Genomic DNA, 20,764 nt, shown 5'->3' on the forward strand with positions numbered 1-20,764 from the left:
GCGACGCACGGCGTCACACAGTGACGCCCGTCGGGACGGCGCCGGAACCCGAATGAGCTGCGCCTCCTCGGGCGGAGCACCTGAACGGCAGCCATGAGTACCGTGCCAGAGAAATACGCACGGACGGTTGGCATGGAGACGGTTCGGTTCGACGACGAGACCGCTCGGCAGTTCGCGCAGAAGCTGGTGACGGTGGCGGACGTACTGTGTGGGGCTGCCGCTGGTGCGCGGGGCTGCCGCGGAGCAGGCGATGCAGGATTTCGAGGGGCCCTCCGCGCAGGTGTCCTGGTTCGCCCACCTCACGCAGGAATCCAACCGATCGCGCCCGGACTCGGCGCTCTTCACGCTCTCGGAGATGGTGCTCGTGGCGATCGTCCAGGCCGACGCGGAGCGAGAGCGGTTGTCGACGCTGGCGGCATGGGAGGCTCGTCAGGCGTAGCGGGAGGAGCAGCGGCGTCTGGATCCCACGGGAGGCGCTGCTTCCCCTCTCGCCTCCTCGGCCTTTCCGCTGTTCGGGGGACTCGATCCCGAAACCCGGTATCGTCGGGCACTCCTCCGGAACGGCGGTCGTCGCCCTCGCCGCTTCCCGGTCCGAGGTCGAGCTGGGGACGTTCGTCTCTCTCGGGTCCGCCGGACAGCGTCGATGCGGCGAGTGATCTGCACGTCGAGGCGATAGACGCCGGGCAGGCGCGCAACAAGCTGCCGTTCGAGACGGAGAGCGGCGACGAGGCGGCGTGGGTTGGGCGCCAGTGCAGCCGTGACCACCAGGTGAACCCTGCCGATCCCGATTTCGGCGTGGAGGTGTTCGGCGGGGACAAGGGCCGGATCGTCACGAACGACGATGCGACGCCTGCGCCGACCGGGCCGGCGCCCGCGGAGTGATCCCTCTGCCTCGTCGAGTAGCCGCGCCCGCCGACCGGGCGGCTCCTCCTAGGCGAGCTCGCGTGCCAGGAAGCGCATGTGCTCGCCGATCTGGAACGCCTCGCCGCCCTCGTGCCCGTTGAAGGGGTAGACGCGGATCTCGCGCGGACCGGCGTAGCGGTTGTAGGAGGCGTAAACGGTGGACGGCGGGCAGATGTCGTCGCGCAGCGCCACCGAGAACATCGCCGGGGACAGTGCGTGCGGGGCGAAGGAGGTGCCGTCGAAGTACGAGAGGGTGTCGAAGACGCGAGCCTCGGCGCCGCGATGGGTGTGCAGGTACTGCACGATCTCGCCGTACGGCATCGTATCGACCAGGCGCACGGCGTGCGGGATGTGGCTGAGGAAGGGCACGTCCACGATCGCGGCGCGCGCCGACTCCGACTCGCCGAGCAGGCCCAGAATCCCGGTGACGGCCAGCGCGATCCCGCCGCCCTGGCTGCCGCCGGAGACAGCCACACGGGAGGCGTCGACGGCGGGATGCGCGCGCAGCACGTCGAGGGCGCGGACCGCGTCGGTGAACACGCGGCGGTAGAAGTGTTCGGAGGGCGACTCGATGCCCTGCGTCATGAAGCCGGAGGCGTGCGGGCCGCTGCCGACCGGGTCGGGTGTGGCTCCGGATCGGTGCCCTGAGCCCTGGCCGCGGGTGTCCATCACCAGGTGCGCGTAGCCGGCCGCCGACATCGCGGTCCACTCCGCCAGCTGCCCACGGCCGCCTCCGTAGCCGATGAAGGTCACGAGCCCGGGGAAGGGCCCCTCGACGCCGCGGGGGAGGATCAGCCAGGCGCGGATCGGGTGGCCGCCGAAGCCGGAGTAGGTGACGTCGAACGTCTTGAGCAGCCCGAAGCCGGCGTCGACCGGATCGACGCGCGGCTCCGTCGCGGCGGCCCGCGCCTCGGCGATCGTGTCGCGCCAGAATTCGGCGAACCCGGCGGGCTCGGGGATCTCGGGGACGTACTGCTCGAGGAGGTCGAGCGGGAGGTCGAACTGCGGCATCACGGACTCCTTCTCGGGCACCGATGCCCGAGAACCGAGGCTACTGGAGGGCCGACCTGGGTGCGGAGTGAGAGAACACCACGGGGCGGAATGCCTCGTCACCCGCGGCGTTCACCTCTGCATGACGACGTACGGAATCATCGGAGCAGGCAACATCGGCAGCCAGGTCGCACGGGCGGTCATCGCCCTCGGGGACGAGGTGGTCATCGCGAACTCGCGAGGCCCCGAGACCCTCGCCGACCTCATCGCGGAACTCGGCCCGAAGGCCCACGCCGCGACGGCTCAGGAGGCGGCCGAGGCCGCGGAGGTCGCCGTGGTGACCGTGCCACTGAGGAACCTCGAGGAGGTGCCGGTCGCGCCCCTCGCGGGCAAGATCGTCCTCGACACCAACAACTACTACTTCGAGCGCGACGGCCGCATCGAGGCGCTCGACAAGGGCGAGACCACGACCAGCGAGATGCTCCAGCAGCACCTCCCGGAGTCGAAGGTCGTCAAGGCGTTCAACCACATCATGGCCGCCGACATCACCACGGACGGCACCCCGGCCGACACGCCCGACCGCCGCGCGCTCGCAACGTCCAGCGATTACCCCGAAGCGATCCACTTCGTGACCGACCTCTACGACCGGATCGGCTTTGACACCGTCGCGATTACTCCGCTGAGTGAGTCGTGGCGCGTCGAGCGCGACCGCCCCGCCTACGTGGTACGCCAGAACCGCGACGAGCTTGAGGCGAACCTCGCGAAGGCCCCGCGTACGGTCTAAACCGCCTGTGAAGGGGAGCGGTGCTTCGGCACCGCTCCCCTTTCTTGCGTATGGCGGGGTGTGGCGGGGATGCCGGCGACACAACGTCAGCTGAGATGCCGTCTCATCCACGATGGTGGCTGAGAGGTGCTCTCAGCTGACGTTGTGTCGGCCGGCTCAGCGGGGAGCGCGTCCCGACGGCGACCGCGGCGCTCGCGCGGGGGATGCCATAGTCACAGGACCAGCCACGCACCGGAGAGCCCCGACCGGGCCCCGAGAGGAGAGGTCCGCCATGCCCTCGTCACCCCGTTCCCTCCCCTCCCGCTCTGGCCTCTCGCGCCGCAGCGTCGTGATCGGCGGACTCGCGGTGCTCCCGCTGCTCAGCGGCTGTACCCCGGACTCCTCCGGCCCGGACGCCGATGAGAAGGCGCCCCGCACCCGCACGGCGGCTCCTTCGGCGCCGGTGGTGCTCGCCGCAGATGCGCTCGCCGCGAGCGCGGCCCTGTTCACGTCGGCCCCGCTGGTCGTCCTGGTCGAGGACGTCGCGGAGTCGCGGCTCCGCGCGGCCCAGGTGAGTATCGCGTGGGGTGTGCCGCTGCTGGTCGGCTCGCCCGGGGCCTCCGGAGCGACGGCCACGCCGACCGCGAGTGCGGCGGCGGATTCGACGGACTCCGCCAACGCGACCGGATCGGCGACCCCGACCGCCGACGCCCTCGCCGCCGAGTTCACACGCCTGGGCGTGACCCGCGCGCTCGCGATCGGCGACGTCACCGCTCCCGAGGGAGTGGACGTCGTCGTCTCGGCCCCCGACGCCGCCTCCCTCAGCACCGCATCCGGCGTGACCGTCGCCGACCTCGCGCTCGCCGACCTCGCCGCCGTCGCGCCGTCCACCGCCTCCGACGCTCCCTTCGGCACCGTGCCCGCCCGCGCCGACGCGCTCACCGGCGTGCACGGCCTGGCCCGGGCGCAGGACGCCGACGTCGCCGCGCTGGCGACCGCCCGGGCCGCAGGCGTGCCCGTGACGGTGGTCGACGGCGACGATCTACTCGCGTCGGGCGATGCGGTGAGCGCGATCGCTGACGCCGACGCGTCCTGCACCGTGCTGCTGGGCCCTGTGCTCGCCGCGCAGGCGGAGCCCGAGTGGGCCGTACGAGCGGCGGCGAGCGGCTGGCAGCTGCCGGGCGGCGGCCAGAGGTTGTTCGGTGGGCACCTCTTCGTCGCCATCTACGGCACGCCGGGTGCGCCCGTCCTCGGTGTGCTGGGGGAGCAGGGCCTTGAGCCGACGATATCGCGCGCGGAGGCGGTGGCCGAGCCCTACCGGGCGCTGACCGACAAGCAGGTCGTGCCGAGCCTAGAGATCATCACCACGGTCGCGGCGGGCGACCCCGGGAAGGACGGCGACTACTCCAACGAACTCGACGTCGCCGACATCCGCCCCTACATCGACGCCGCGCAGGCGGCCGGGATGTACGTGGTGCTCGATCTGCAGTCCGGGCTCACCGACTTCCTCACGCAGGCGAAACGGTATGCGGACCTGGTGAAGCTGCCCAACGTCGGTCTGGCCCTCGACCCGGAGTGGCGGCTGCTGCCCGACCAGAAGCCGCTGCAGCAGATCGGCCGCGTCTCGGCCGCCGAGGTCGACAGCGTCTCGGAGTGGCTGGCCGACCTCGTGCAGAGCGAGGGCTTGCCGCCGAAGATGTTCGTGCTGCACCAGTTCCGGCTCTCGATGCTGCAGGACCGCGAGAGTATCCGTCGCGACCGCCCCGAGTTGGAGTTCCTGATCCATGTCGACGGCCAGGGCTCGCAGCCCGACAAGCAGGCGACCTGGGACGCGCTGCACGGGGGCGCCCCCAAGGACATCGCCTGGGGCTGGAAGAACTTCTACGACGAAGACAAGCCGATGCTGACCCCCGCCGAGACGATGGCCGAGGTCCGCCCCCTCCCCGACCTCGTCACGTACCAGTAGCCGCCCCGCCGCCCTCCTCCCTCCCTCCGCGAGATGCCACTTGTGCGCGTCCGCTTCGGCGTGTCGCGCGCATAAGTGGCATCTCGCGGAGGGGAGGAGGGCGGGAGGGGGAGGGAGGGAGGGAGGGAGGAGGGGCGCTCAGCGGCTCAGGAGTTCGCCGGAGACGACGTCGGCCTCGACCTCCTCGAGGGCTCGGCCGCGGGTCTCGGGCACGCGCTTCCGGAGGAAGACCAGTGCGAGCAGGCCGACGGCGCCAAAGAGGAAGAACGTGCCGGTAATCCCGACTCCGGAGACGAGGGTGGGGAGGAATAGGCCGAGCACCGCATTCGTGATCCAGTGGCAGAAGATCGCGATGCCGACGCCCACTCCGCGGATCCGCAGCGGGAAGATCTCGGACAGCATCACCCAGGTGACGATGTTGAGGAACGTCTGCATGCTGCCGACGAAGGCCACGACCAGCACCAGGATCACGAACGGCCGCGCGGGAGTGCCGACCGGCAGGGCGACGGACGCGATGCCGATCAGGAAGTGCATCGCTGTGGTCAGGGAGTAGCCGAGCAGGAGCGTCGTGCGGCGATTTATCGTCTGCATCAGCCGCAGGCCGATCAGGCCGCCGATCACCGCGATTGCGCCGGGGGCGATATTAGCCACCAGTGCGCCGTCGTGGTCGAAGCCCGCCTCCTTCAACACCGACTGGCCGTAGTACATGATCGAGTTGATGCCGGTGAGCTGCTGCGCGACTCCGATCCCGATGCCGACCAGCAGGATGCGCACCGCCCAGCGCTCGCGCAGCGCCTCGAACAGCGGCACCTGAGGGCCCTCGGAGGCGCCGATCGAGCGCTCGATTCCCTCCACCTCCTCCTCGGCCCGCTCGGGAGTGCGGATGGTGCTGAGCACGCCGAGCGCCTCGTCGCGGCGGCCGTGCGCGAGGAGCCACGGCGGCGACTCCGGCACGCGGGTCATACCGACCAGGAGCGCCGCGGCCGGCAGTGCGGCGACGGCGAGCATGATCCGCCACACGCCGGGCAGTTCGCCCCAGACGGTGCCGATCACGGCGTTGCTCACGAACGCGGCGAGCTGGCCGATCACGATCATCAGCTCGTTGCGACCGGCGAGCGAGCCGCGGATCTCGGACGGCGAGATCTCGGAGAGGTAAACCGGGACGACCACCGAGGCGCCGCCGACAGCGAGGCCGAGCACTGCGCGGCCGAGGACCATCACTGCGAAGGTCGGCGCCACGACGCAGACGAGCGCTCCGACCAGCAACAGCACCGCGAGCAGGCGGATCGTGCCGCGCCGGCCGATGGCATCGGACAGTCGTCCGCCGGAAATTGCGCCGATCGCGGCCGCGAACAGGAGCGAGCTGGTGACGACTCCCTCGGTCAGATCGGTGAGCCCGAGCTCGGCCGACATCGGCTCCAGCGCGCCGTTGATCACCCCCGTGTCGTACCCAAACAGCAGCCCTCCCAGGGTCGCAACGAGCGCAATAAAGCCGAGACGCCGGGAGGTGGTCATCCGCTCACTCTGGCGCATCGCCGCGCACCGAGGGAACCCCGGCCCGTCGAGGGAGCCACGAGTAGGGGGCGGTCTCGACGGTTCGGGGTTCCCTCACCTGCTGGATGAGGGCGGCGACCACCAGCCCGAGCAGCTGCGGGACCGGTACGGCCGTGACCGTGATGGGCGCGGTGGCGGTCGGGGGCGACGGCGTCGGCGTGATCGTTTGGCCGGCGCCGACTCCGAAGAGCGGCCAGATGCCGTCGAGCTGCACAGACACGCTGCGCCGGTCGCCCGGCAGTACGCTGGGGGCGTCGTCGGCGACAACGGGGGCGGAGGCGCCCTGGGCGCTCGCCAGTCGAGCAGCAGGCGCACGTTGCCCGTGTTCACCACGTCGGCGACGAGCGGGAGCGAGCCGGGTTGGAACGGGTTCAGGAGAGGCGGTCGTCGCCGGCGAAGTCCTCGATCGAGAAGGAGGGGCCACCTCGCCGGTCACGCGGGTCATCGCGCGGAAACGGTCCGGCTTTCGACGCCGACGTTCGCTCCGCCGGCCTCGGCTCTCTTCCTACTTTTGATTCGTGCGGATTGGGACAAATGTGAATCGAGCTAAAGAGCAGGCGCGGGACTTGTGGAGAGGACTGGGCTTCGTTCTCGGCGGACTACTTGTTGTCGCGGGAGCTGCGATCAACATCTTTGCGGGTGCTTTCTGGGACCCGACAAGGAATGTTCTTCTCAAGGAGCGGGATCGGTAGTCGGTGGTTCAACACTTCCAGTGAACGTCTTCTGCGAAAATGGATCGGCCCTTGTTGGGCCTGGAGTCACTGCGATGATTGTCATCGCTCTTGGTCTCGGGATTGCGTTTTTCACGTTGAGCATTCTTCTTCGGGTGCGATTCCTCTCACTGAGGATCTGCGTGTGGATGAGCGCTAGTGTTTTTGGGGCGTGCCTACTTCTCTTGTTGGTCTAGTTTCGTTGAAACCGGGATGCCTCTCAAAACACTCGACCGATTGAATGCTAGCGCGCATGGCATAACACAAGATGGCGGTTGCTCTGAGAGAACAAAATCGCCAGGCCCGCTTCTGATAAAAACCGCCACGCACTCACCTTCAGCATGAGCTGTCGGAAACGCTCGGTGCTCCACAAGCCACACCATGCCGCGTCGTTACGACGTTCGTTCCTGCTGTGCAGGAGGTGCAGTGGGCGCCCGCTGGCGCAGCGCCGGCTCACAATGCCGCCGCGAACAATTCCAGCGGCGCAACAGTGCGCCGGCTGCCTTCGGTGACGATCCGGCGCGAGGCGCAGTGGACCGCGATCCAAGCGCTCAGGGGGTGTCGGCGCGGACACGGACCTCATCGCCCTCCAGAGAGAAGCGCAGGCCGGTGCCCACCGGGAATCGCTCGCGCAGCGCCTCCGGAGCGTCCGACGTGACGGTGAACTGCGCGACCGCCGGAAACGCACCGGCCGTGCAGCCCTGGAAGAACGGGCCATCCTGCGGATCGACGGTGCGCACGATGTACAGGCACGAGCCGGTACTCGGGGAACGCCGTTGCCGGACGACGGTGAGACCCGCGTCGCCGGGTCGGCTCTGCCTCACGACGGTGAGCCCGCCGAAGTCCTCCGTGGTGACCGAGCCGTCAAAGCCCAGTCCCTCCCAACCGGGGATGTCGGTCCCGTTGGTCAGCGGCAGTACGGCGATCTCGCGGCCGGGCGGCTCCGGCGCTCTCGTGACGAAGAGGGTGGCGGCGACGGCAGCCGTCAGCAGCAGCGCCGTCGTCCAGCCGAGGACGGTCCGGGCCCGAGCGGAGCGCGGAGCAGGGGTGTGCTCGGAGTCGGGCTGTTCGACCGCGGGAGCTGCCACGTCGGGCGGGGCGGCCTCGTGTGCGACGGGCCGAGCCCCGGCCTCGAGCGCGACCAGCCGAGCACGCGCGAGCGGATCGCGGTCGATATCCGGGCGGCGGCCGTAAGCGCGCCGCCTCAACTCGGCGAGTTCGTCCCTACCTCGGTCGTCCACCCCCGGATTCTCGCAGGCCGAGGGTTCGCAACCGAGGTTGAGAACTGGCAGAAGGCCGGAACCGGCACCTTATGTCGATGCGGGCCTCGGTTGCGAACCGATCGTCAGCACGCCGCGGCGGCGTGAAGCAGATCCAGCAGATACGGCGCCACGATCTGCGGCGAGATACGCAGGTCCAGGAGGAGGAACGGCCGCTCGACGGGGTCTCGTCCGGTCCACACCGCAAGGGCGCCCAGGTCCGCCATCGTGCGGACGACCACGCCCTCGGCGCCGAGGCTCGCGGCGACTCCCGCGAAGTCGACCTCGGGGATCAGCATCGGGCCTTCGGCGAGGCCCAACGCTCCGTAGACGTTGAGTTCGGCACCGTAGGCGGCGTCGTTCCACACCACGGCGACGCCCCGGCCGGCCGCCACGCGGATGGCGGACTCGAGATCGGCGAGTGCCATCAGGCCGCCGCCGTCGCCGGTGACCAGGACCACCGTCGTTTCCGGTCTCGCCAGCGCTGCCCCCACCACCGCCGGGATCCCCAGGCCGACCGCCTGGAACGCGGTGCCGAGGGTCACCAAGCGCTCGGGTGAGGTGTGCGGCCAGTGCATGATCGGCCAGCCGAGGAAGTGCCCGCCGTCGGTGACGACGACGCGGTCCTCCGGCAGGAGTTCCGCCAGCGCGACGGCTGTGGAACGCGGATCGAGCCGGCCGTCCGCGGCCCGCTGGTCGCCTTCGTCCCGGGCCAGGTGGATGTCCGGATCGACGCAGTCGCGCCACACGCCCTGCGAGCGGCCGCGGGTGCGCAGCTCCGCGACCAGGGCCTCGGCGACCAGGCGAGCGTCGCCCCGAATGTAGTCGTCGACTCGGATGTCCGTCGCGGCTGCGGTGATGTCGACCTGAATGACGCGGGTGCCGGGGGCGAACAGTCCACCGGACCGCAGGAAGTGGCGGTCCAACGAGGAACCGACCACAAGCGCGAGGTCGGCGTCGTGCACGAGCGAGAGCGCCCCCGTCGCACCGAAGCCGCCCAGTACTCCGACGTCGTGGCTGCGGGAGGGGAAGGTTCCCAGACCGAGGACGCTCGACGCTGTGACGGCCCCCGTGAGGTCGGCGAGTTCGCCCAGAGCGCCCCGGCGTCCGCGAGCCAGGCACCACGGCCCGCGACGAGGAGGGGGCGTTCGGCCGCCGCGATCATCGAGGCGAGGCGGTCGATCTCAGTGGAGCAGGGTACCATCGGCGCCGCCCGGCGAAGGACCTGCACCTCCGGCAGCGCTGCGGCGTCCGCGGCGGCGAGATCAGCGGGGATCGCCAGCACCACCGGGGTCCGCTCGGCGAGAGCGTGCTCGATTGCGCGGACGGTCGTGTAGGCGGCGTCACGGGTGCCGGCGGTGAAGGTCCGCACCCCGGCCGCCCGCGCCATCGCCGACTGGTCGACGCCCCAGGGGCGCTTCCCGGTGCTCGGCTCGTCGCCCGCGACGAGGAGGAGCGGTGAGCGCGCGAGCGCTGCCTCGGCCAAGGCGGTGAGGGTGTTGGTGAAGCCGGGCCCGCAGGTGGTGGTGGCCGCTGCGAGACCGCCGCCGGCGCGGAAGTGGGCGTCGGCCGCCACGACGGCACCGCCCTCGTGACGGAGTGGGATGAATTGTGCCCGGGGATGGCGTTCCACGGCGTCGATCAGGTGAGCGTTGCCAGCGCCCATCACTCCAAAGACGTGGCGGACGGAGAAGGCGAGGCTGTGAGCGACGTGCGCGGAGACCGAGGGCATGCGACCTTTCGAGGGGGTACTGATGCCTCGCCAGGCCGAGGTCACCAGCCGTCAACGCTGACAGCACCGCGTCGGGGAGTCCAGAGTGGTCCTCTCAGAGGAGCCGGAGTGTGCTCTGAGGACTCGGAGCGCTGCGGGCGGCCGGGGCTGGTGGAGTTCCTCGGGCGGCCGGTCAGTCGTCGTCGAGGTCGTCGTCGTCGCGATCGGCCGCGATCATCTCGACGATGGTGTCGACTGTGAGCCAGGGGCCGTTACTGACCTCGCCGATTTTCTCGGCCGCCGAGAGCGGATGCGCCCATCCGTGGAGGGCCTGCAGGCCCAGCACCAGGTTCTCGCGGAGGGAGAGATCGCCGATGATCCCGTCTTCGCGCCGGTTCTCGCTCGAGTGCGCGATGCGGTGCCGCAGTCCCGAGACCGGGTCGGAGATGCGGGCCGGCTCGCCGTCGATCAGCACCTCGCCGGAGTCCGGCTTCTCCACTCCGCTCACCAGCGACGCCAGCTCGGTGCGGCCCGAGCCGAATAGGCCCGCGAAGCCGACGATCTCGCCGTGGTGCAGCTCCAGATCGGTCGGGCCCACGGCGCCGCGGCGGCCGATGCCGTGCGCGCGGTAGATCGCCGGGCCGACGGGCTGGCGCCGGTGCTCGCGAAGGAGGAGCCGGACCTGCTGTTCCCACGACAGGCTCGGCTTCCGCGCCATCGGGATACCCCAGACAGCTCAGAACTTGGACGCACCAGAACCTGGACGCCCACAAAAAAGGCCCCTCCCAGGTGAGCATCGCGGAGAGCCTGGGGAGGGGGCCGAGTGATGTCACGGTATCAAACGTTGTCCGCTGGTGACTGACCTGGCGCGCAAGCGGCCGCTGCTGTGGCGACACTCCGTTGCGCACATGCCTGCATCACCGCTCCCCCTGCATGACTGCGGCCATTCCCGTGCCGGTCACCGCTCATCGACTGCGGGCGGGCGGCGCGGCGGGTACTGTCGGGAGCCATATGGCACGCGACAACGAACCGACCGTCACCCTCACCGATCCGCTCGAGGAGCGCCTGCGCGCGCAGGTGGCCCGGGAGGGGGAGCGCGTGGTCGCCCTGCGCTCCGCGGCCCTGCTCACCGGCGGCTACGAGGGCGAATCCTTCCTCCTCACCGTGGGCGGTGAGCACGCGGAGGGCATCCTCCAAGGGGCGCCCTCGCTGTACTGGCCCGAGCTCTGGGGCGCCCGCGCGCTGCTCTACGTCTGGGACGATGCCGCCGCCGACGCGGTGACCGCCGGACTCGCGAATCCGTCCTGGCGCGTCCGCGAGATGTGCGCCCGCGTCTGCGCCGAGCGCGTGCTGGGCGGGCAGAAGAAGCTGGCCCGGCTCACCACCGACGAGCACCCGCGGGTCCGTGCGGCGGGAGCGCGAGCGCTCGTGGCGGCGGCCGTGGCGGGGATGTCGTCGGGTCGCGATGAGAAGGGCGAGTTCGCGGCGAGCGTCGACGGCACGCTGACGGGAATGCTCCGTGACCCGGACCGCGACGTGCGCCGCGCCGCGCAGCAGGCGGCCGACGTGCTGCGGGAGGCGCGCTCGGCCTGAGCGCACTGCCCGCGGCCGAGCTGACCACCACGACCAGCAGGTCGGGGAGCAGCGGCAGGAGCGGGCCGCGGCGAACCGTCCCGGCAGGAGGCGGACGCCTCGCGTGCGCCCAGGCGCGGGGGACGGACTGCAGGAGCGGCGGGGTCAGCCGCCGACGGTGGAGCCGAAGCCGGACTTGCCGGAGGAGCCGAAGCCGCGCCACTGCTGGATCAGCTGCTCGTGCAGGCTGTTGAACTGGTCGGCGTCCGGCCCCTGCGTCTCGAGCAGCCACTGCCGCTGGGCCGCGGCCGTCTCGACCAGCGAGGTCGGGGTGTCGGCGTTGAACTCGAGCAGCTTCACGGTGCCCGCGTTGTCGTAGGCGAGATCGAAGCGGCCGTGCCGCACCACGCGCTCGCACGCCTCCATGCACAGGTCGAAGAGTTCCGATGTCGCGCGCTCGAGGAGGTCCACCTCGGCCGGGGTGAAGGAGTAGGCCGCGGACTCGTTCCAGTACGGCCGCCCGCCCTCGGCGGGGAGATCGTAGAAGCTGAAGCCGACCTCGTCTGTAAGTGGGGGTGCGGTGGAGGTCGGGGGTGCGCGGGAGGGCAGGGGCGGCGTTACCCACCGCGCTAGCCTCGATGCGAGCGAAAGGCCTGGCCATGACCGCACCCCTCCCGCTCGCGGGCGTCCGCGTCCTCGAGCTCGGCAACTTCATCGCCGCACCGACCGCGGGGCGGCTGCTAGCCGACTTCGGCGCCGAGGTCATCAAGGTGGAACGGCCGGGCACGGGGGACGAGCTGCGCCGCTGGCGGCTGCACGAGGGCTCCGAGACGTCACTCCTCTTTCACACCATCAACCGCAACAAGCGCTCCGTCACGCTCGACCTGCGCACCGACGAGGGCCGCGACACCGTCCGCCGGCTGGTCGCCGAGTGCGACGTGGTGCTCGAGAACTTCCGCCCCGGCACGCTCGAGCGCTGGGGGATCGGGCCGGACGTGCTCGACGAGGCCCGCCCCGGGATCGTGATCGGCCGCATCTCCGCGTTCGGGCAGACCGGCCCGCTCTCGGCCCGTCCCGGGTTCGCGGCGGTGGCGGAGGCGATGGGCGGGTTCCGCGAACTCGTCGGCGACCCCGACCGGCCGCCCGTGCGCGTGGGCGTCTCGATCGGCGATTCGATCGCGGGTCTATACGCGGGCTACGGAGTGATGATGGCGCTGTTCCAACGCGAGACCCGCGGCGCTGCGGGGCTTGGCCCGGCGCCGCTGGCGGAGCGGGTGGTCGATGTGGCGTTGCACGAGGCGATGTTCTCGATGACGGAGTCGCTGATCCCCGACTACCAGGCACACGGGATCGTCCGTGAGCGCGTCGGCGGACGGATGGAGGGCATCGCCCCGACCAACGCCTACACCTGCGCCGACGGGTCGAGCATCGTGATAGCGGGCAACGCGGACGCGATCTTCCAGCGGCTGATGGTGGTGATCGGCCGCAGCGACCTGGGCGAGGATCCCGCGCTCGCCTCGAACGAGCAGCGCTGGCTGCGGCGCGACGAGCTCGACGCGGCGATCGGCGAGTGGACGGCGGGCCGCACCGGCGCCGAGGCGCTCGCGGTCCTCGACGACGAGGGGGTCCCCTCCGGCCCGATCTACACCGCCGCCGACATCAGTGCGAGCGAGCAGTACGCGGCGCGCGGCATGATCCAGCCCTTCGATGTCGAGGACCCCGGCGGCACGCTCCGCGGCGTCGGCTTCCCGGGGATCGTGCCGGTGCTCGGCGGGCGCTCGCTCCCGATCCGCTCGCTCGCGCCGGAGCTGGGGGGCGATACGGAGGAGGTGCTGAGGATGCTGCGGGGCGCCGATCCTGCTTCTCCCTCCGCTGCCGAGGAGGCCGGGCGATGACCGCGCTCGCCGCTGCGCGCCTGCGCGACGTCACCCTCCGCGACGGCCTGCAGCTCACCGGCAAGCTCCTGACCACCTCGCGCAAGGTCGACCTCGCGCGCACGGTGCTCGCCGCGGGGGTGCCCGAGCTGGAGATCGGGTCGCTTGCGCGCGGCGACCTCGTGCCTCCGATGGCGGACACCCTCGACGTGATCGCCGCGCTCACCCCCGAGGAGCTGGAGCGGTGCTGGGTGTGGGTCGCGACTCCGGGCCATGTGGAGCGGGCCGCCGCCGCGGGGGCGCGACGCTTCCAGTACTGCTTCTCGGCGTCCGACTCGCACAACCTGGCCAACGTCGGCCGGCCGACAGAGGCGAGCCTGGCCGCGATGCCGGAGGCGGTGGCGCTCGCCGAGAGTGTCGGCGGGCGGATCCAGCTGTGCATCGCCACCTCGTTCACCTGCCCGTTCGAGGGGCCGGTCGATCCGGAGCGCGTGCTCGCGATCGCGCGCGATCCGCGGGCGGAGGGGGCGGCCGACGTGGTCGTCTGCGACACGCTCGGGCAGGCCCACGCCGGCGAGGTGTCGTCGCTCATCTCGCGCGTCGCCGCCGAGACTCCGCCCCGCGAGATCGTGTTCCACGGGCACGACACCTGGGGCTCGGGGGTCGCGAACGCGATCGCGGCCGTGCAGGCCGGGGCGGCGGTGGTTGACGGCGCGCTCGGCGGCCTCGGTGGTTGCCCGTTCGCTCCGGGGGCCAGCGGAAACACCGCGACCGAGGACCTCCTGTTCGCCCTGCGCCCCGACTGGTTCACCCCCGGCGCGCTCGCGATCCTTGTCGGCGAGTCGGAGTCGCTGCTCGCCGAGCTCGGTGAGCCCGGCCGCTCGAAGGCCGCGCAGGGCGCCCGCTCGAATGCGCAGGCCTTCCCCTGGGCGCTGCCCGGCTGAGCGGGGCCCTCCCGGGTCGCCGTTCCGATTCAGCGCGCGAGCAGCGCGCCGAGGCGGGTGCACTCGGTCCTGACATCGACCAGCAGCGTGGTGTCGGGGGCGGCGAGCCAGCGCTCGAGAGAGAAATCGACGAGGGCGGAGGCGACGAGGGCGGCTCGCCGCGCTGCAGCCCGCTCTCGACCGGTTGCACCGGGGCGTCTCAGCGGTGAACCTGGTCGTCCGACTCTGAGTGCCCGCAGTGCCGGCCGGGCCCGGTCGACGGTATCGAGGCGCACCCCCTCTCTCGGATCGTGCACAGGCGTTCTTCCGACGGCCGCTCAGGCCCGGCCCTGGAGGATCAGGTTCCAGTACACCCACGGCAGCACGCGGCGGTCGGCGATGAAGGTGACGCGCCGCTCCTTCGCCAGGCCCGTCCAGAAGGGGATCGTCGGCTTCGGGCGGTAGCGGTCGTCGAACTCGGCGAAGACGACGCTCGAGCGCGAGACCACGAAGGGGCAGACCGAGTAACCGTTGTAGACACGGGGGAGCGGGCGGCCCTTCTGCGCGGCGACCAGGTTCTTCGCGAGCGTGGTGGTCTGCTGGCGCAGCGCTCCTCCTGACTTCGAGTTGACCGTGGCCGCGGCGTCGCCGAGCGCCCAGACGTCGGGGAACCGCGGGTGCCGCAGGGTCAGCGGATCGACCTCGACGAAGCCGCCCTCGTCGCCCTCGGCGGCCAGTCCGGTGCCGGCCAGCCAATCGGGGGCCGACTGCGGGGGGACGGCGTGCAGCACGTCGTAGGCGATCGTCTCGCGCGGGCCGTCGGTCCAGCGCTGTGCCCGGTCGGGGCCGGGGAGCGCTGTGGCGCGCTCGTCGACGGCGAGGACGACCCTCCGCTCGCCCGCGTCCACCTCGACCAGCTCGCGTCCGTAGCGGACCTCGATCCCATACTCCGCCACCTTCCGCTCCAGCTCGGAGTCGATCAGCGGCATCCCGAACAGGGTGGGGGTCGGCACGACGAGCACGACGCGGATGCGGTCGAGAACCCCGGTCGCCCGCCAGTAATCGCAGGCGAGGTACATCGGCTTCTGCGAGGCGCCGGAGCAGGTGCCGGGGCCGCCGGGCTGCGTGAAGACCACGGTGCCCGAGCGGACCTCGCGGAGCACACGGGACGCCTTGCGCGCGTACTCGTACTCGTAGTTCGACACTCCGAACGGCGAGTCCATCGCCTCCTGCAGCCCGGGTACCGCGGCCCAGTCCTTCTGGATCCCGGGGCAGACCACGAGCTGCCCGTAGCCGATGCGGCGGCCTGAGAGGAGGGTGACCGAGTACGCGACCGGGTCGATCGTCTCGACGCGGTCCTGGATCCAGACGACCCCCTTCGGCGTCACCGAGCCCTGGGGCCGGGTCGCGGCCGACGCCGGTGCGGTGCCGCCGGCGACGTGGGAGAGCATCGGCTGGTAGACGTGGGTGGATCGGGGCTCGATCACCGCGACGTCCACTACTCCGGAGCGCCGCAGTCGCCCCGCCGTGGAGAGGCCGGCGTTGCCGCCGCCGATGATGAGGACGTCGTGGCGGGCTGCGCCGGGATCGGTCATGGCCTCACCCTAGGCTCGCGCGCTCGCGCGGGGACGGGGTTGCGTGCGGCCTCGGAGGCGGACGGACGCTCCTTATGTTCATAACGCAGGATGGATCCGATTCGACCGGCGGGAACAGGCGGATCGCGGGCCCTGTTCCGCCATCCTTCCTGAGTAACGAACATCCTGTGGCGTCCAGGGCCCGCCGGTACCCTGACAGGGTGCCCGTCTCCCCGCCTTCGCTGCCGCGCGCCCGCGCGCGTGCCGCCGCGGCGTACCCGAACCGGCTGCTGCTGACCAAGCGCGCCTCGGGCACCAACGGCTGGCTCAGCTCGTGGGGGACGAATGCGCACGGCGAGATCGCCGGCTGCCCGCCGCCGCCCGCCTGACCCGCGACCGCCCCTCCTCCGGAGTCAGCGGCCGCGTCCCGCGCTCGCCCACCCCTCCGGACGGAACCCCTCATGCCCCACCAGTCCCTGCCCGCCGACCAGGCCCCCCATTCGATCTGGAGGGGACTGCGCCAGACCCTCCAGAAGGACACTGTCGGCGGGGCGTTCCTGCTCACCGCGACCCTGCTCGCGCTGATCGTCGCCAACAGCCCCGCCTCCGCGCTCTACACCGCCGTCCGCGATGTTCGCTTCGGCCCCGAGGCCCTGCATCTCGAGCTGAGCGTCGGATCGTGGGCTGCCGACGGACTGCTCGCGATCTTCTTCTTCGTCGTGGGCCTGGAGCTCAAGGAGGAGTTCGTTGCGGGAAAGCTGCGTGACCCCAGGACGGCGCTCGTGCCGATCGTCGCGGCCGTGGGCGGCGTGGCCGTCCCCGCGCTGATCTTCACCGCCGTGAACCTGCCCCGCGGCGGTGCGGCGCTCGAGGGGTGGGCGATCCCCGCCGCCACCGATATCGCCTTCGCGGTCGCGGTGATCGCCGTGGTCGGCCGCTTCCTCCCGCCGGCGCTGCGGACGTTCCTGCTCACGCTCGCCGTGGTGGACGACCTCATCGCGATCACGATCATCGCCGTTTTCTATACCGCCGGCATCGACGGGCTGATGCTCGCTCTCGCGCTGGTGCCGCTGGCGGTCTTCGCGGTCTGCGTGCAGCGCGGCGTGCGCGCCTGGTGGGTGCTGATCCCGCTCGGAGTCGCGACTTGGGCGCTCGTGCATGCGTCGGGCATCCACGCGACGGTCGCTGGTGTGCTGCTCGGCTTCACGGTGCCGGTCGTCGCCACGACGCGCGCCCGGGTGCAGGTGGGCGCGGATGCGGAGGGCCGGCCGGTGTACGACGGCCTCGCCGCGCACTTCGCCGACCGCTGGAGCGTGCTGTCGACGGCGGTCGCGGTGCCCGTGTTCGCGTTCTTCTCGGCCGGAGTTACGCTTGGCGGCGTCGCGGGCCTCGTCGACTCGTTCCAGGACTCGATCGCCGTTGGCATCATCGCTGGCCTCGTGCTCGGCAAGCCGCTCGGCATCGCCGGCAGCACGTTCCTCCTGACCCGGTTCCGCGGCATCGGCCTGGACCCGACGCTGCGCTGGATCGACGTCATCGGCATGGCGTTCGTGGCGGGCATCGGATTCACGGTCTCGCTGCTCGTGGGCGAGCTCTCGTTCGGCGCGGGCAGCGAGTCCGACGACCATGTGAAGGTCGGCGTCCTGGCCGGCTCGTTCCTCGCGGCGGTGATCGGAGGCGCGATCCTCGTGGTCCGCAACCGCCACTATCGCCGCCTGGGGGGCTGACGCCGGCGATCCCGCTGCGCCCGGCTCCTACTGGTAGAGGAGCCGCCGCAGCGCGCTATTCGACCGGCAAGCATCCTGCTGGTTCCCACCGCCGCGAGCCGTTCGCCCGCGCGCTACCCTCCCCCAAACACCCGACCCCTGGAGTCCCGATGGCCACCCCCACCGTCCTCTTCGTCTGCATCCACAACGCCGGCCGCTCGCAGATGGCCGCCGGCTACCTCCGCGCGCTCTCCGGCGGCGCCGTCGAGGTCCGCTCCGGTGGCTCCGAGCCCGGCGAGTCGATCAACCCGGTCGCGATCCGGGCGATGGCGGAGGAGGGCATCGACATCTCGCAGGCGGTGCCGCAGCGGATGACGACCGAGCAGGTCCGGGCGTCCGATGTCGTGATCACGATGGGCTGCGGCGACGTCTGCCCGGTCTTTCCGGGCAAGCGCTACGAGGACTGGGACCTCGCTGACCCGCGCGGGAAGGACCTCGACGAGGTACGCCCGATCCGCGACGACATCAAGCGGCGTGTGCAGACGCTTGTCTTGGAGCTGCTGCGAGCCTGAGTCGCGGAGTAGGTTGCGAGGATGAGGTGGCGAGCGGGAGTGGTGGCGGTGCTCGTCCTCGCGCTCGTCGGGTGCACGCCGCAGCCCGGGCCCAGGGCCGCTCCCGCTCCCGGGCCCGAGACCACGACCACGGCCGCCTCCGTCTCCGTCTTCGGGCAGGTGGTCGGCGGCTACGGCGATCTGCACGTCGCCCCCGACGGCTCGATGCTGTTCTGCTACTCCGACGTCGACCCCGGATTCACGGGCCTCTGGCGCGAGTGCCAGGACGGGATCCGCACCGAGGGCGTCGACCCGGCCACCATCGACGCGACGCTCGGGGAGACGGCGACCGCCGACCCGGGCGGGCACCGCTGGGTCGGCGCCGCAGCCGGCACACGCACGACGGAGGAGGGCACGACCGTTTCCACGGTGTTCCTCGCGGGGACGAGGACCGAGGACACCTTCACCGTGACGGCGGTCGGCGAGGGCTCCTACCGGGTGCCATCCGAATACCAGGAGCTGCAGCCGGGCGTGCCGGGCGGGTTCCTGGTGCGGCTCGAGCCGATCGGCGCGCCCTCGCCGACGGGCTAGCCCCCGCAGGTCCCCGCCGACCCGCAGCCTCGACCGGACCGCCTACAGCGGGCGCGGTCGGTACCGCTCGATCAGCGCGTCGAACAGTCCGTTCATCCGCTCGTCGACGACCTGCCGCGCCGGGTCCGCGTCGTACCACTCCACGATCTCGCGGGCGCCGTCGCTGAAGCGCACCGAGGGGGAGTAGGCCGGGACGAGCGCGCGGATCTTCGCGGTGTCGAAGACCATCGAGTGCGCCTTGTCGCCGATGATGCCGGCGCCGAGTTCGGGGTCGGCCGCGGCGATCGCGTCGGAGGCGACGTGCACGAGACGCGGCTCGACTCCGGCCGCGGCGGCGAGGCAGCGGTGGATCTCGTCCCAGGTCGGCGTGTCGTCGCCGGTGATGTGGAACGCCCCGCCGATCGCCGCGGAGGCGCCGAGGAGCCCGACGAGGCCGACCGCCACGTCGTCGGCGTGCGTGAGCGTCCACAGCGAGGTGCCGTCACCCAGGACCACCACCTCCTGACCGCGGCGCATCCGGTCGATGACCGTCCAGCCTCCGTCGACGGGCAGCGCGGTGCGGTCGTAGGTGTGCGAGGGGCGGACGATCGTGACCGGGAAGCCGCTCGCCCGGTACTCGGCGACGAGCAGGTCCTCGCAGGCGATCTTGTCGCGCGAGTACTGCCAGTAGGGGTTGCGCAGCGGAGTCGACTCCGTCACGGGCAGGTGCCGCGGCGGCTTCTGGTACGCCGAGGCCGAGCTAATGAAGACGTACTGGCCGCTCCGGCCGGCGAACAGCTCGATGTCCTGCTGCACATGCTCGGGGATGAAGGCGACGAAGTCGATCACGGCGTCGAAGCTCCGGTCGCCGAGGGCGGCGGTGACGCAGTCGCGGTCGCGGCCGTCGGCCTGCAGCTCGCGGACGCCGTCGGGCAACGGCCGGAGCGACGTCCGGCCCCGGGTCAGCACGGTGACGTCGTGGCCGACCCGCAGTGCCTCGCGGACACAAGCGGCGCTGATGATGCCCGTCCCGCCGATGAACAGCACGCTGAGCGACATGGATCCTCCTCCGGCGACGCCCGCGGTGGACGCTCTGCCGATTCCCGCACATCCCGGCGCCGGGCGGGAGACCCTTGACCGCGCCGGTGCTCGGGCGATGAGCGCTCGACGGGACGCGGCTGCTCGTCCTCCGGCTTCCGGCCGAGCAGCGCCTCCGAGGCGGGCGACCCGCTGTCCGATCGAGCGACCCCAGGCCGTGACGGGCGCGATCAGGCGCCGTCGTGGTGCAGGCGCACCAGAACGCGGCGGAGGTGCATCGCCGCGAGAACATCCGGGCCGAGGGCGCGGGCGGTGGCGGCGGTGCGCTCGTCGATGACCTGCACGAGGTGCCGGACCGCGCGCTGCGCCTCCGATCGCTCGGTGCGCGGCGGGGGAGCCGGGGTCGTCGCGGTCGATCGCGTCGGCGACCGTCCGACAGGGCGCCGCTGAGGTCGCGGGCGTGGACGAGGATCGCGTCGAGCGTCTCGAGGCGGAGGTGGTCGGGCCCGGAGTCGCGGCGGTGCAGCAGCGCGCGGGGGTTGCCCCTGCGGCTCTCGTCCGCCTCCGCGAGCACCGCTCGGACCTCCTCCGCCGTTCGGGCCAGTTCCTCGCCGTTGCGCCCAAGCCTCGTGCTCGGGCGGCCAGGTCTTCTCCAGCGTGGCGCCGAGCCGGGAGCGACGACCACGTTCACCAGCAGCCCCACCGCCATCTGTATGAGGTAGCCGAGGAAGTAGTCCTCGGCGTCGGCCCCGCCGATGATCAGCACGAAGAGGGCCGCCATCGGCACGTACTCGCGGCCCGCGCCGAACCAGCCCGTGCCCGAGCAGGCTCTGCAGCCCGGTACGGATGTCCGCGCGGATCGGGGAGCGCAGCTGGGCGGTGCTCGGTGCGGAACTCCGGATGAATGGCCGTCGCGGCGCGGCCGGTCCGCGTCGTTCCGGCAAGCGTCGGCGATCCATCCTGAGTTATGAACGGATCGGCAGGAGCCAGGGGTGTGGTAGCACCCAGGCATTCGACCTCGCGCTCAACCCGGCGCTGCGCTTATAGCACAGCCGTCAGCGCCCGCATCACGGCAATCGCTAGCTCGACGGCTCCGCATG

General features: G+C 71.5%; 20 protein-coding genes and 1 pseudogene. 10 read left to right on the forward strand and 11 right to left on the reverse strand.

The window, feature by feature from the left end:
• The first annotated feature begins 208 nt into the window (after positions 1-208).
• Entirely contained in the window at positions 209-439 is a 231-nt protein-coding gene (locus C1O28_RS14300) for a hypothetical protein (protein ID WP_097166844.1), read from the forward strand.
• Between the two features lie 491 nt (positions 440-930).
• On the opposite strand, the gene C1O28_RS14305 is transcribed toward C1O28_RS14300, so the two are convergent.
• The gene (locus C1O28_RS14305) at positions 931-1,914 is read right to left on the reverse strand and encodes an acetylxylan esterase (RefSeq protein ID WP_097166845.1); all 984 of its coding nucleotides are present in this window, start codon (positions 1,912-1,914) and stop codon (positions 931-933) included.
• Positions 1,915-1,981: 67 nt separating this feature from the next.
• Between C1O28_RS14305 and C1O28_RS14310 the strand changes: the two genes are divergently transcribed.
• Both C1O28_RS14310 and C1O28_RS15295 read left to right on the forward strand, forming a co-directional pair.
• On the forward strand, positions 1,982-2,677 hold the full coding sequence (locus tag C1O28_RS14310; RefSeq protein ID WP_258058692.1) for an NADPH-dependent F420 reductase: 696 nt from the start codon (positions 1,982-1,984) through the stop codon (positions 2,675-2,677).
• Between the two features lie 271 nt (positions 2,678-2,948).
• A complete protein-coding gene (locus C1O28_RS15295) occupies positions 2,949-4,622 on the forward strand; it encodes a hypothetical protein (protein ID WP_160487534.1) in 1,674 nt (557 codons plus the stop codon).
• Positions 4,623-4,760: 138 nt separating this feature from the next.
• On the opposite strand, the gene C1O28_RS14325 is transcribed toward C1O28_RS15295, so the two are convergent.
• The 6 genes and pseudogenes from C1O28_RS14325 to C1O28_RS14345 all read right to left on the reverse strand — a co-directional run bounded on the left by C1O28_RS14325 (position 4,761) and on the right by C1O28_RS14345 (position 10,574).
• The gene (locus tag C1O28_RS14325) at positions 4,761-6,137 is read right to left on the reverse strand and encodes a sugar porter family MFS transporter (protein WP_237398064.1); all 1,377 of its coding nucleotides are present in this window, start codon (positions 6,135-6,137) and stop codon (positions 4,761-4,763) included.
• A gap of 4 nt (positions 6,138-6,141) precedes the next feature.
• Positions 6,142-6,396 (reverse strand): hypothetical protein, encoded by a 255-nt coding sequence (locus C1O28_RS14330; protein ID WP_097166850.1) that lies wholly within the window; start codon positions 6,394-6,396, stop codon positions 6,142-6,144.
• Positions 6,397-7,437: 1,041 nt separating this feature from the next.
• Positions 7,438-8,127, reverse strand: coding sequence for a hypothetical protein (locus tag C1O28_RS14335; protein WP_097166851.1), 690 nt, complete (start codon positions 8,125-8,127; stop codon positions 7,438-7,440).
• A gap of 104 nt (positions 8,128-8,231) precedes the next feature.
• Positions 8,232-9,263, reverse strand: coding sequence for a thiamine pyrophosphate-dependent enzyme (locus tag C1O28_RS15975; protein WP_338052161.1), 1,032 nt, complete (start codon positions 9,261-9,263; stop codon positions 8,232-8,234).
• A 356-nt stretch (positions 9,264-9,619) separates the two neighbouring features.
• Positions 9,620-9,877, reverse strand: a pseudogene (locus C1O28_RS15980) (thiamine pyrophosphate-binding protein); the annotation flags it as partial.
• Positions 9,878-10,049: 172 nt separating this feature from the next.
• Positions 10,050-10,574, reverse strand: coding sequence for an ATP-binding cassette domain-containing protein (locus tag C1O28_RS14345; RefSeq protein ID WP_097166853.1), 525 nt, complete (start codon positions 10,572-10,574; stop codon positions 10,050-10,052).
• A gap of 293 nt (positions 10,575-10,867) precedes the next feature.
• Here C1O28_RS14345 and C1O28_RS14350 point away from each other — a divergent pair, with 293 nt between their 5' ends.
• On the forward strand, positions 10,868-11,449 hold the full coding sequence (locus C1O28_RS14350; protein ID WP_097166854.1) for a hypothetical protein: 582 nt from the start codon (positions 10,868-10,870) through the stop codon (positions 11,447-11,449).
• 144 nt (positions 11,450-11,593) lie between these two features.
• On the opposite strand, the gene C1O28_RS14355 is transcribed toward C1O28_RS14350, so the two are convergent.
• Positions 11,594-12,097 carry a glutathionylspermidine synthase family protein gene (locus C1O28_RS14355; RefSeq protein WP_202129517.1) on the reverse strand — a complete coding sequence of 168 codons (504 nt, stop codon included), beginning with the start codon at positions 12,095-12,097 and terminating at the stop codon, positions 11,594-11,596.
• Here C1O28_RS14355 and C1O28_RS14360 point away from each other — a divergent pair.
• Positions 12,088-13,323: a CaiB/BaiF CoA transferase family protein gene (locus C1O28_RS14360; protein ID WP_097166855.1), complete on the forward strand. Its 1,236-nt coding sequence runs from the start codon at positions 12,088-12,090 to the stop codon at positions 13,321-13,323. The two genes, C1O28_RS14355 and C1O28_RS14360, sit on opposite strands and share 10 nt — an antisense overlap.
• Complete coding sequence (locus C1O28_RS14365; RefSeq protein WP_097166856.1) at positions 13,320-14,246, forward strand: beta/alpha barrel domain-containing protein; 927 nt, start codon at positions 13,320-13,322, stop codon at positions 14,244-14,246. The genes C1O28_RS14360 and C1O28_RS14365 overlap by 4 nt, the downstream gene beginning before the upstream one ends.
• 29 nt (positions 14,247-14,275) lie before the next feature.
• Here the strand turns inward: C1O28_RS14365 and C1O28_RS14370 are convergent, their stop codons facing one another.
• Entirely contained in the window at positions 14,276-14,542 is a 267-nt protein-coding gene (locus C1O28_RS14370; RefSeq protein WP_127821554.1) for a hypothetical protein, read from the reverse strand.
• Between the two features lie 21 nt (positions 14,543-14,563).
• The gene (locus C1O28_RS14375) at positions 14,564-15,820 is read right to left on the reverse strand and encodes an NAD(P)/FAD-dependent oxidoreductase (RefSeq protein WP_097166858.1); all 1,257 of its coding nucleotides are present in this window, start codon (positions 15,818-15,820) and stop codon (positions 14,564-14,566) included.
• Positions 15,821-16,020: 200 nt separating this feature from the next.
• Between C1O28_RS14375 and C1O28_RS15300 the strand changes: the two genes are divergently transcribed.
• The 4 genes from C1O28_RS15300 to C1O28_RS14390 all read left to right on the forward strand — a co-directional run bounded on the left by C1O28_RS15300 (position 16,021) and on the right by C1O28_RS14390 (position 18,647).
• Entirely contained in the window at positions 16,021-16,188 is a 168-nt protein-coding gene (locus tag C1O28_RS15300) for a hypothetical protein (RefSeq protein WP_164861126.1), read from the forward strand.
• Positions 16,189-16,260: 72 nt separating this feature from the next.
• Entirely contained in the window at positions 16,261-17,526 is a 1,266-nt protein-coding gene (gene nhaA, locus C1O28_RS14380) for a Na+/H+ antiporter NhaA (RefSeq protein ID WP_097166860.1), read from the forward strand.
• Positions 17,527-17,675: 149 nt separating this feature from the next.
• Positions 17,676-18,077, forward strand: a complete 402-nt coding sequence (locus tag C1O28_RS14385; RefSeq protein ID WP_097166861.1) for an arsenate reductase ArsC — start codon at positions 17,676-17,678, stop codon at positions 18,075-18,077.
• Between the two features lie 21 nt (positions 18,078-18,098).
• Positions 18,099-18,647 carry a hypothetical protein gene (locus tag C1O28_RS14390; protein ID WP_127821555.1) on the forward strand — a complete coding sequence of 183 codons (549 nt, stop codon included), beginning with the start codon at positions 18,099-18,101 and terminating at the stop codon, positions 18,645-18,647.
• Between the two features lie 42 nt (positions 18,648-18,689).
• On the opposite strand, the gene C1O28_RS14395 is transcribed toward C1O28_RS14390, so the two are convergent.
• Entirely contained in the window at positions 18,690-19,685 is a 996-nt protein-coding gene (locus C1O28_RS14395; RefSeq protein ID WP_097166863.1) for an SDR family oxidoreductase, read from the reverse strand.
• Positions 19,686-20,764 lie beyond the last annotated feature (1,079 nt).

The sequence above is a fragment of the Rathayibacter rathayi genome (assembly GCF_004011095.1).
Classification (GTDB): domain Bacteria; phylum Actinomycetota; class Actinomycetes; order Actinomycetales; family Microbacteriaceae; genus Rathayibacter; species Rathayibacter rathayi.

What these genes read in the sequence shown, in the direction of transcription:
- C1O28_RS14390 (WP_127821555.1), top strand. Translation starts at nt 18,099, where the DNA reads ATGAGGTGGCGAGCGGGAGTGGTGGCGGTGCTCGTCCTCGCGCTCGTC.
- C1O28_RS14375 (WP_097166858.1), bottom strand. Translation starts at nt 15,820, where the DNA reads ATGACCGATCCCGGCGCAGCCCGCCACGACGTCCTCATCATCGGCGGC.
- nhaA (WP_097166860.1), top strand. Translation starts at nt 16,261, where the DNA reads ATGCCCCACCAGTCCCTGCCCGCCGACCAGGCCCCCCATTCGATCTGG.
- C1O28_RS14305 (WP_097166845.1), bottom strand. Translation starts at nt 1,914, where the DNA reads ATGCCGCAGTTCGACCTCCCGCTCGACCTCCTCGAGCAGTACGTCCCC.
- C1O28_RS14395 (WP_097166863.1), bottom strand. Translation starts at nt 19,685, where the DNA reads ATGTCGCTCAGCGTGCTGTTCATCGGCGGGACGGGCATCATCAGCGCC.
- C1O28_RS14345 (WP_097166853.1), bottom strand. Translation starts at nt 10,574, where the DNA reads ATGGCGCGGAAGCCGAGCCTGTCGTGGGAACAGCAGGTCCGGCTCCTC.
- C1O28_RS14350 (WP_097166854.1), top strand. Translation starts at nt 10,868, where the DNA reads ATGGCACGCGACAACGAACCGACCGTCACCCTCACCGATCCGCTCGAG.
- C1O28_RS14325 (WP_237398064.1), bottom strand. Translation starts at nt 6,137, where the DNA reads ATGACCACCTCCCGGCGTCTCGGCTTTATTGCGCTCGTTGCGACCCTG.
- C1O28_RS14385 (WP_097166861.1), top strand. Translation starts at nt 17,676, where the DNA reads ATGGCCACCCCCACCGTCCTCTTCGTCTGCATCCACAACGCCGGCCGC.
- C1O28_RS14360 (WP_097166855.1), top strand. Translation starts at nt 12,088, where the DNA reads ATGACCGCACCCCTCCCGCTCGCGGGCGTCCGCGTCCTCGAGCTCGGC.
- C1O28_RS15295 (WP_160487534.1), top strand. Translation starts at nt 2,949, where the DNA reads ATGCCCTCGTCACCCCGTTCCCTCCCCTCCCGCTCTGGCCTCTCGCGC.
- C1O28_RS14365 (WP_097166856.1), top strand. Translation starts at nt 13,320, where the DNA reads ATGACCGCGCTCGCCGCTGCGCGCCTGCGCGACGTCACCCTCCGCGAC.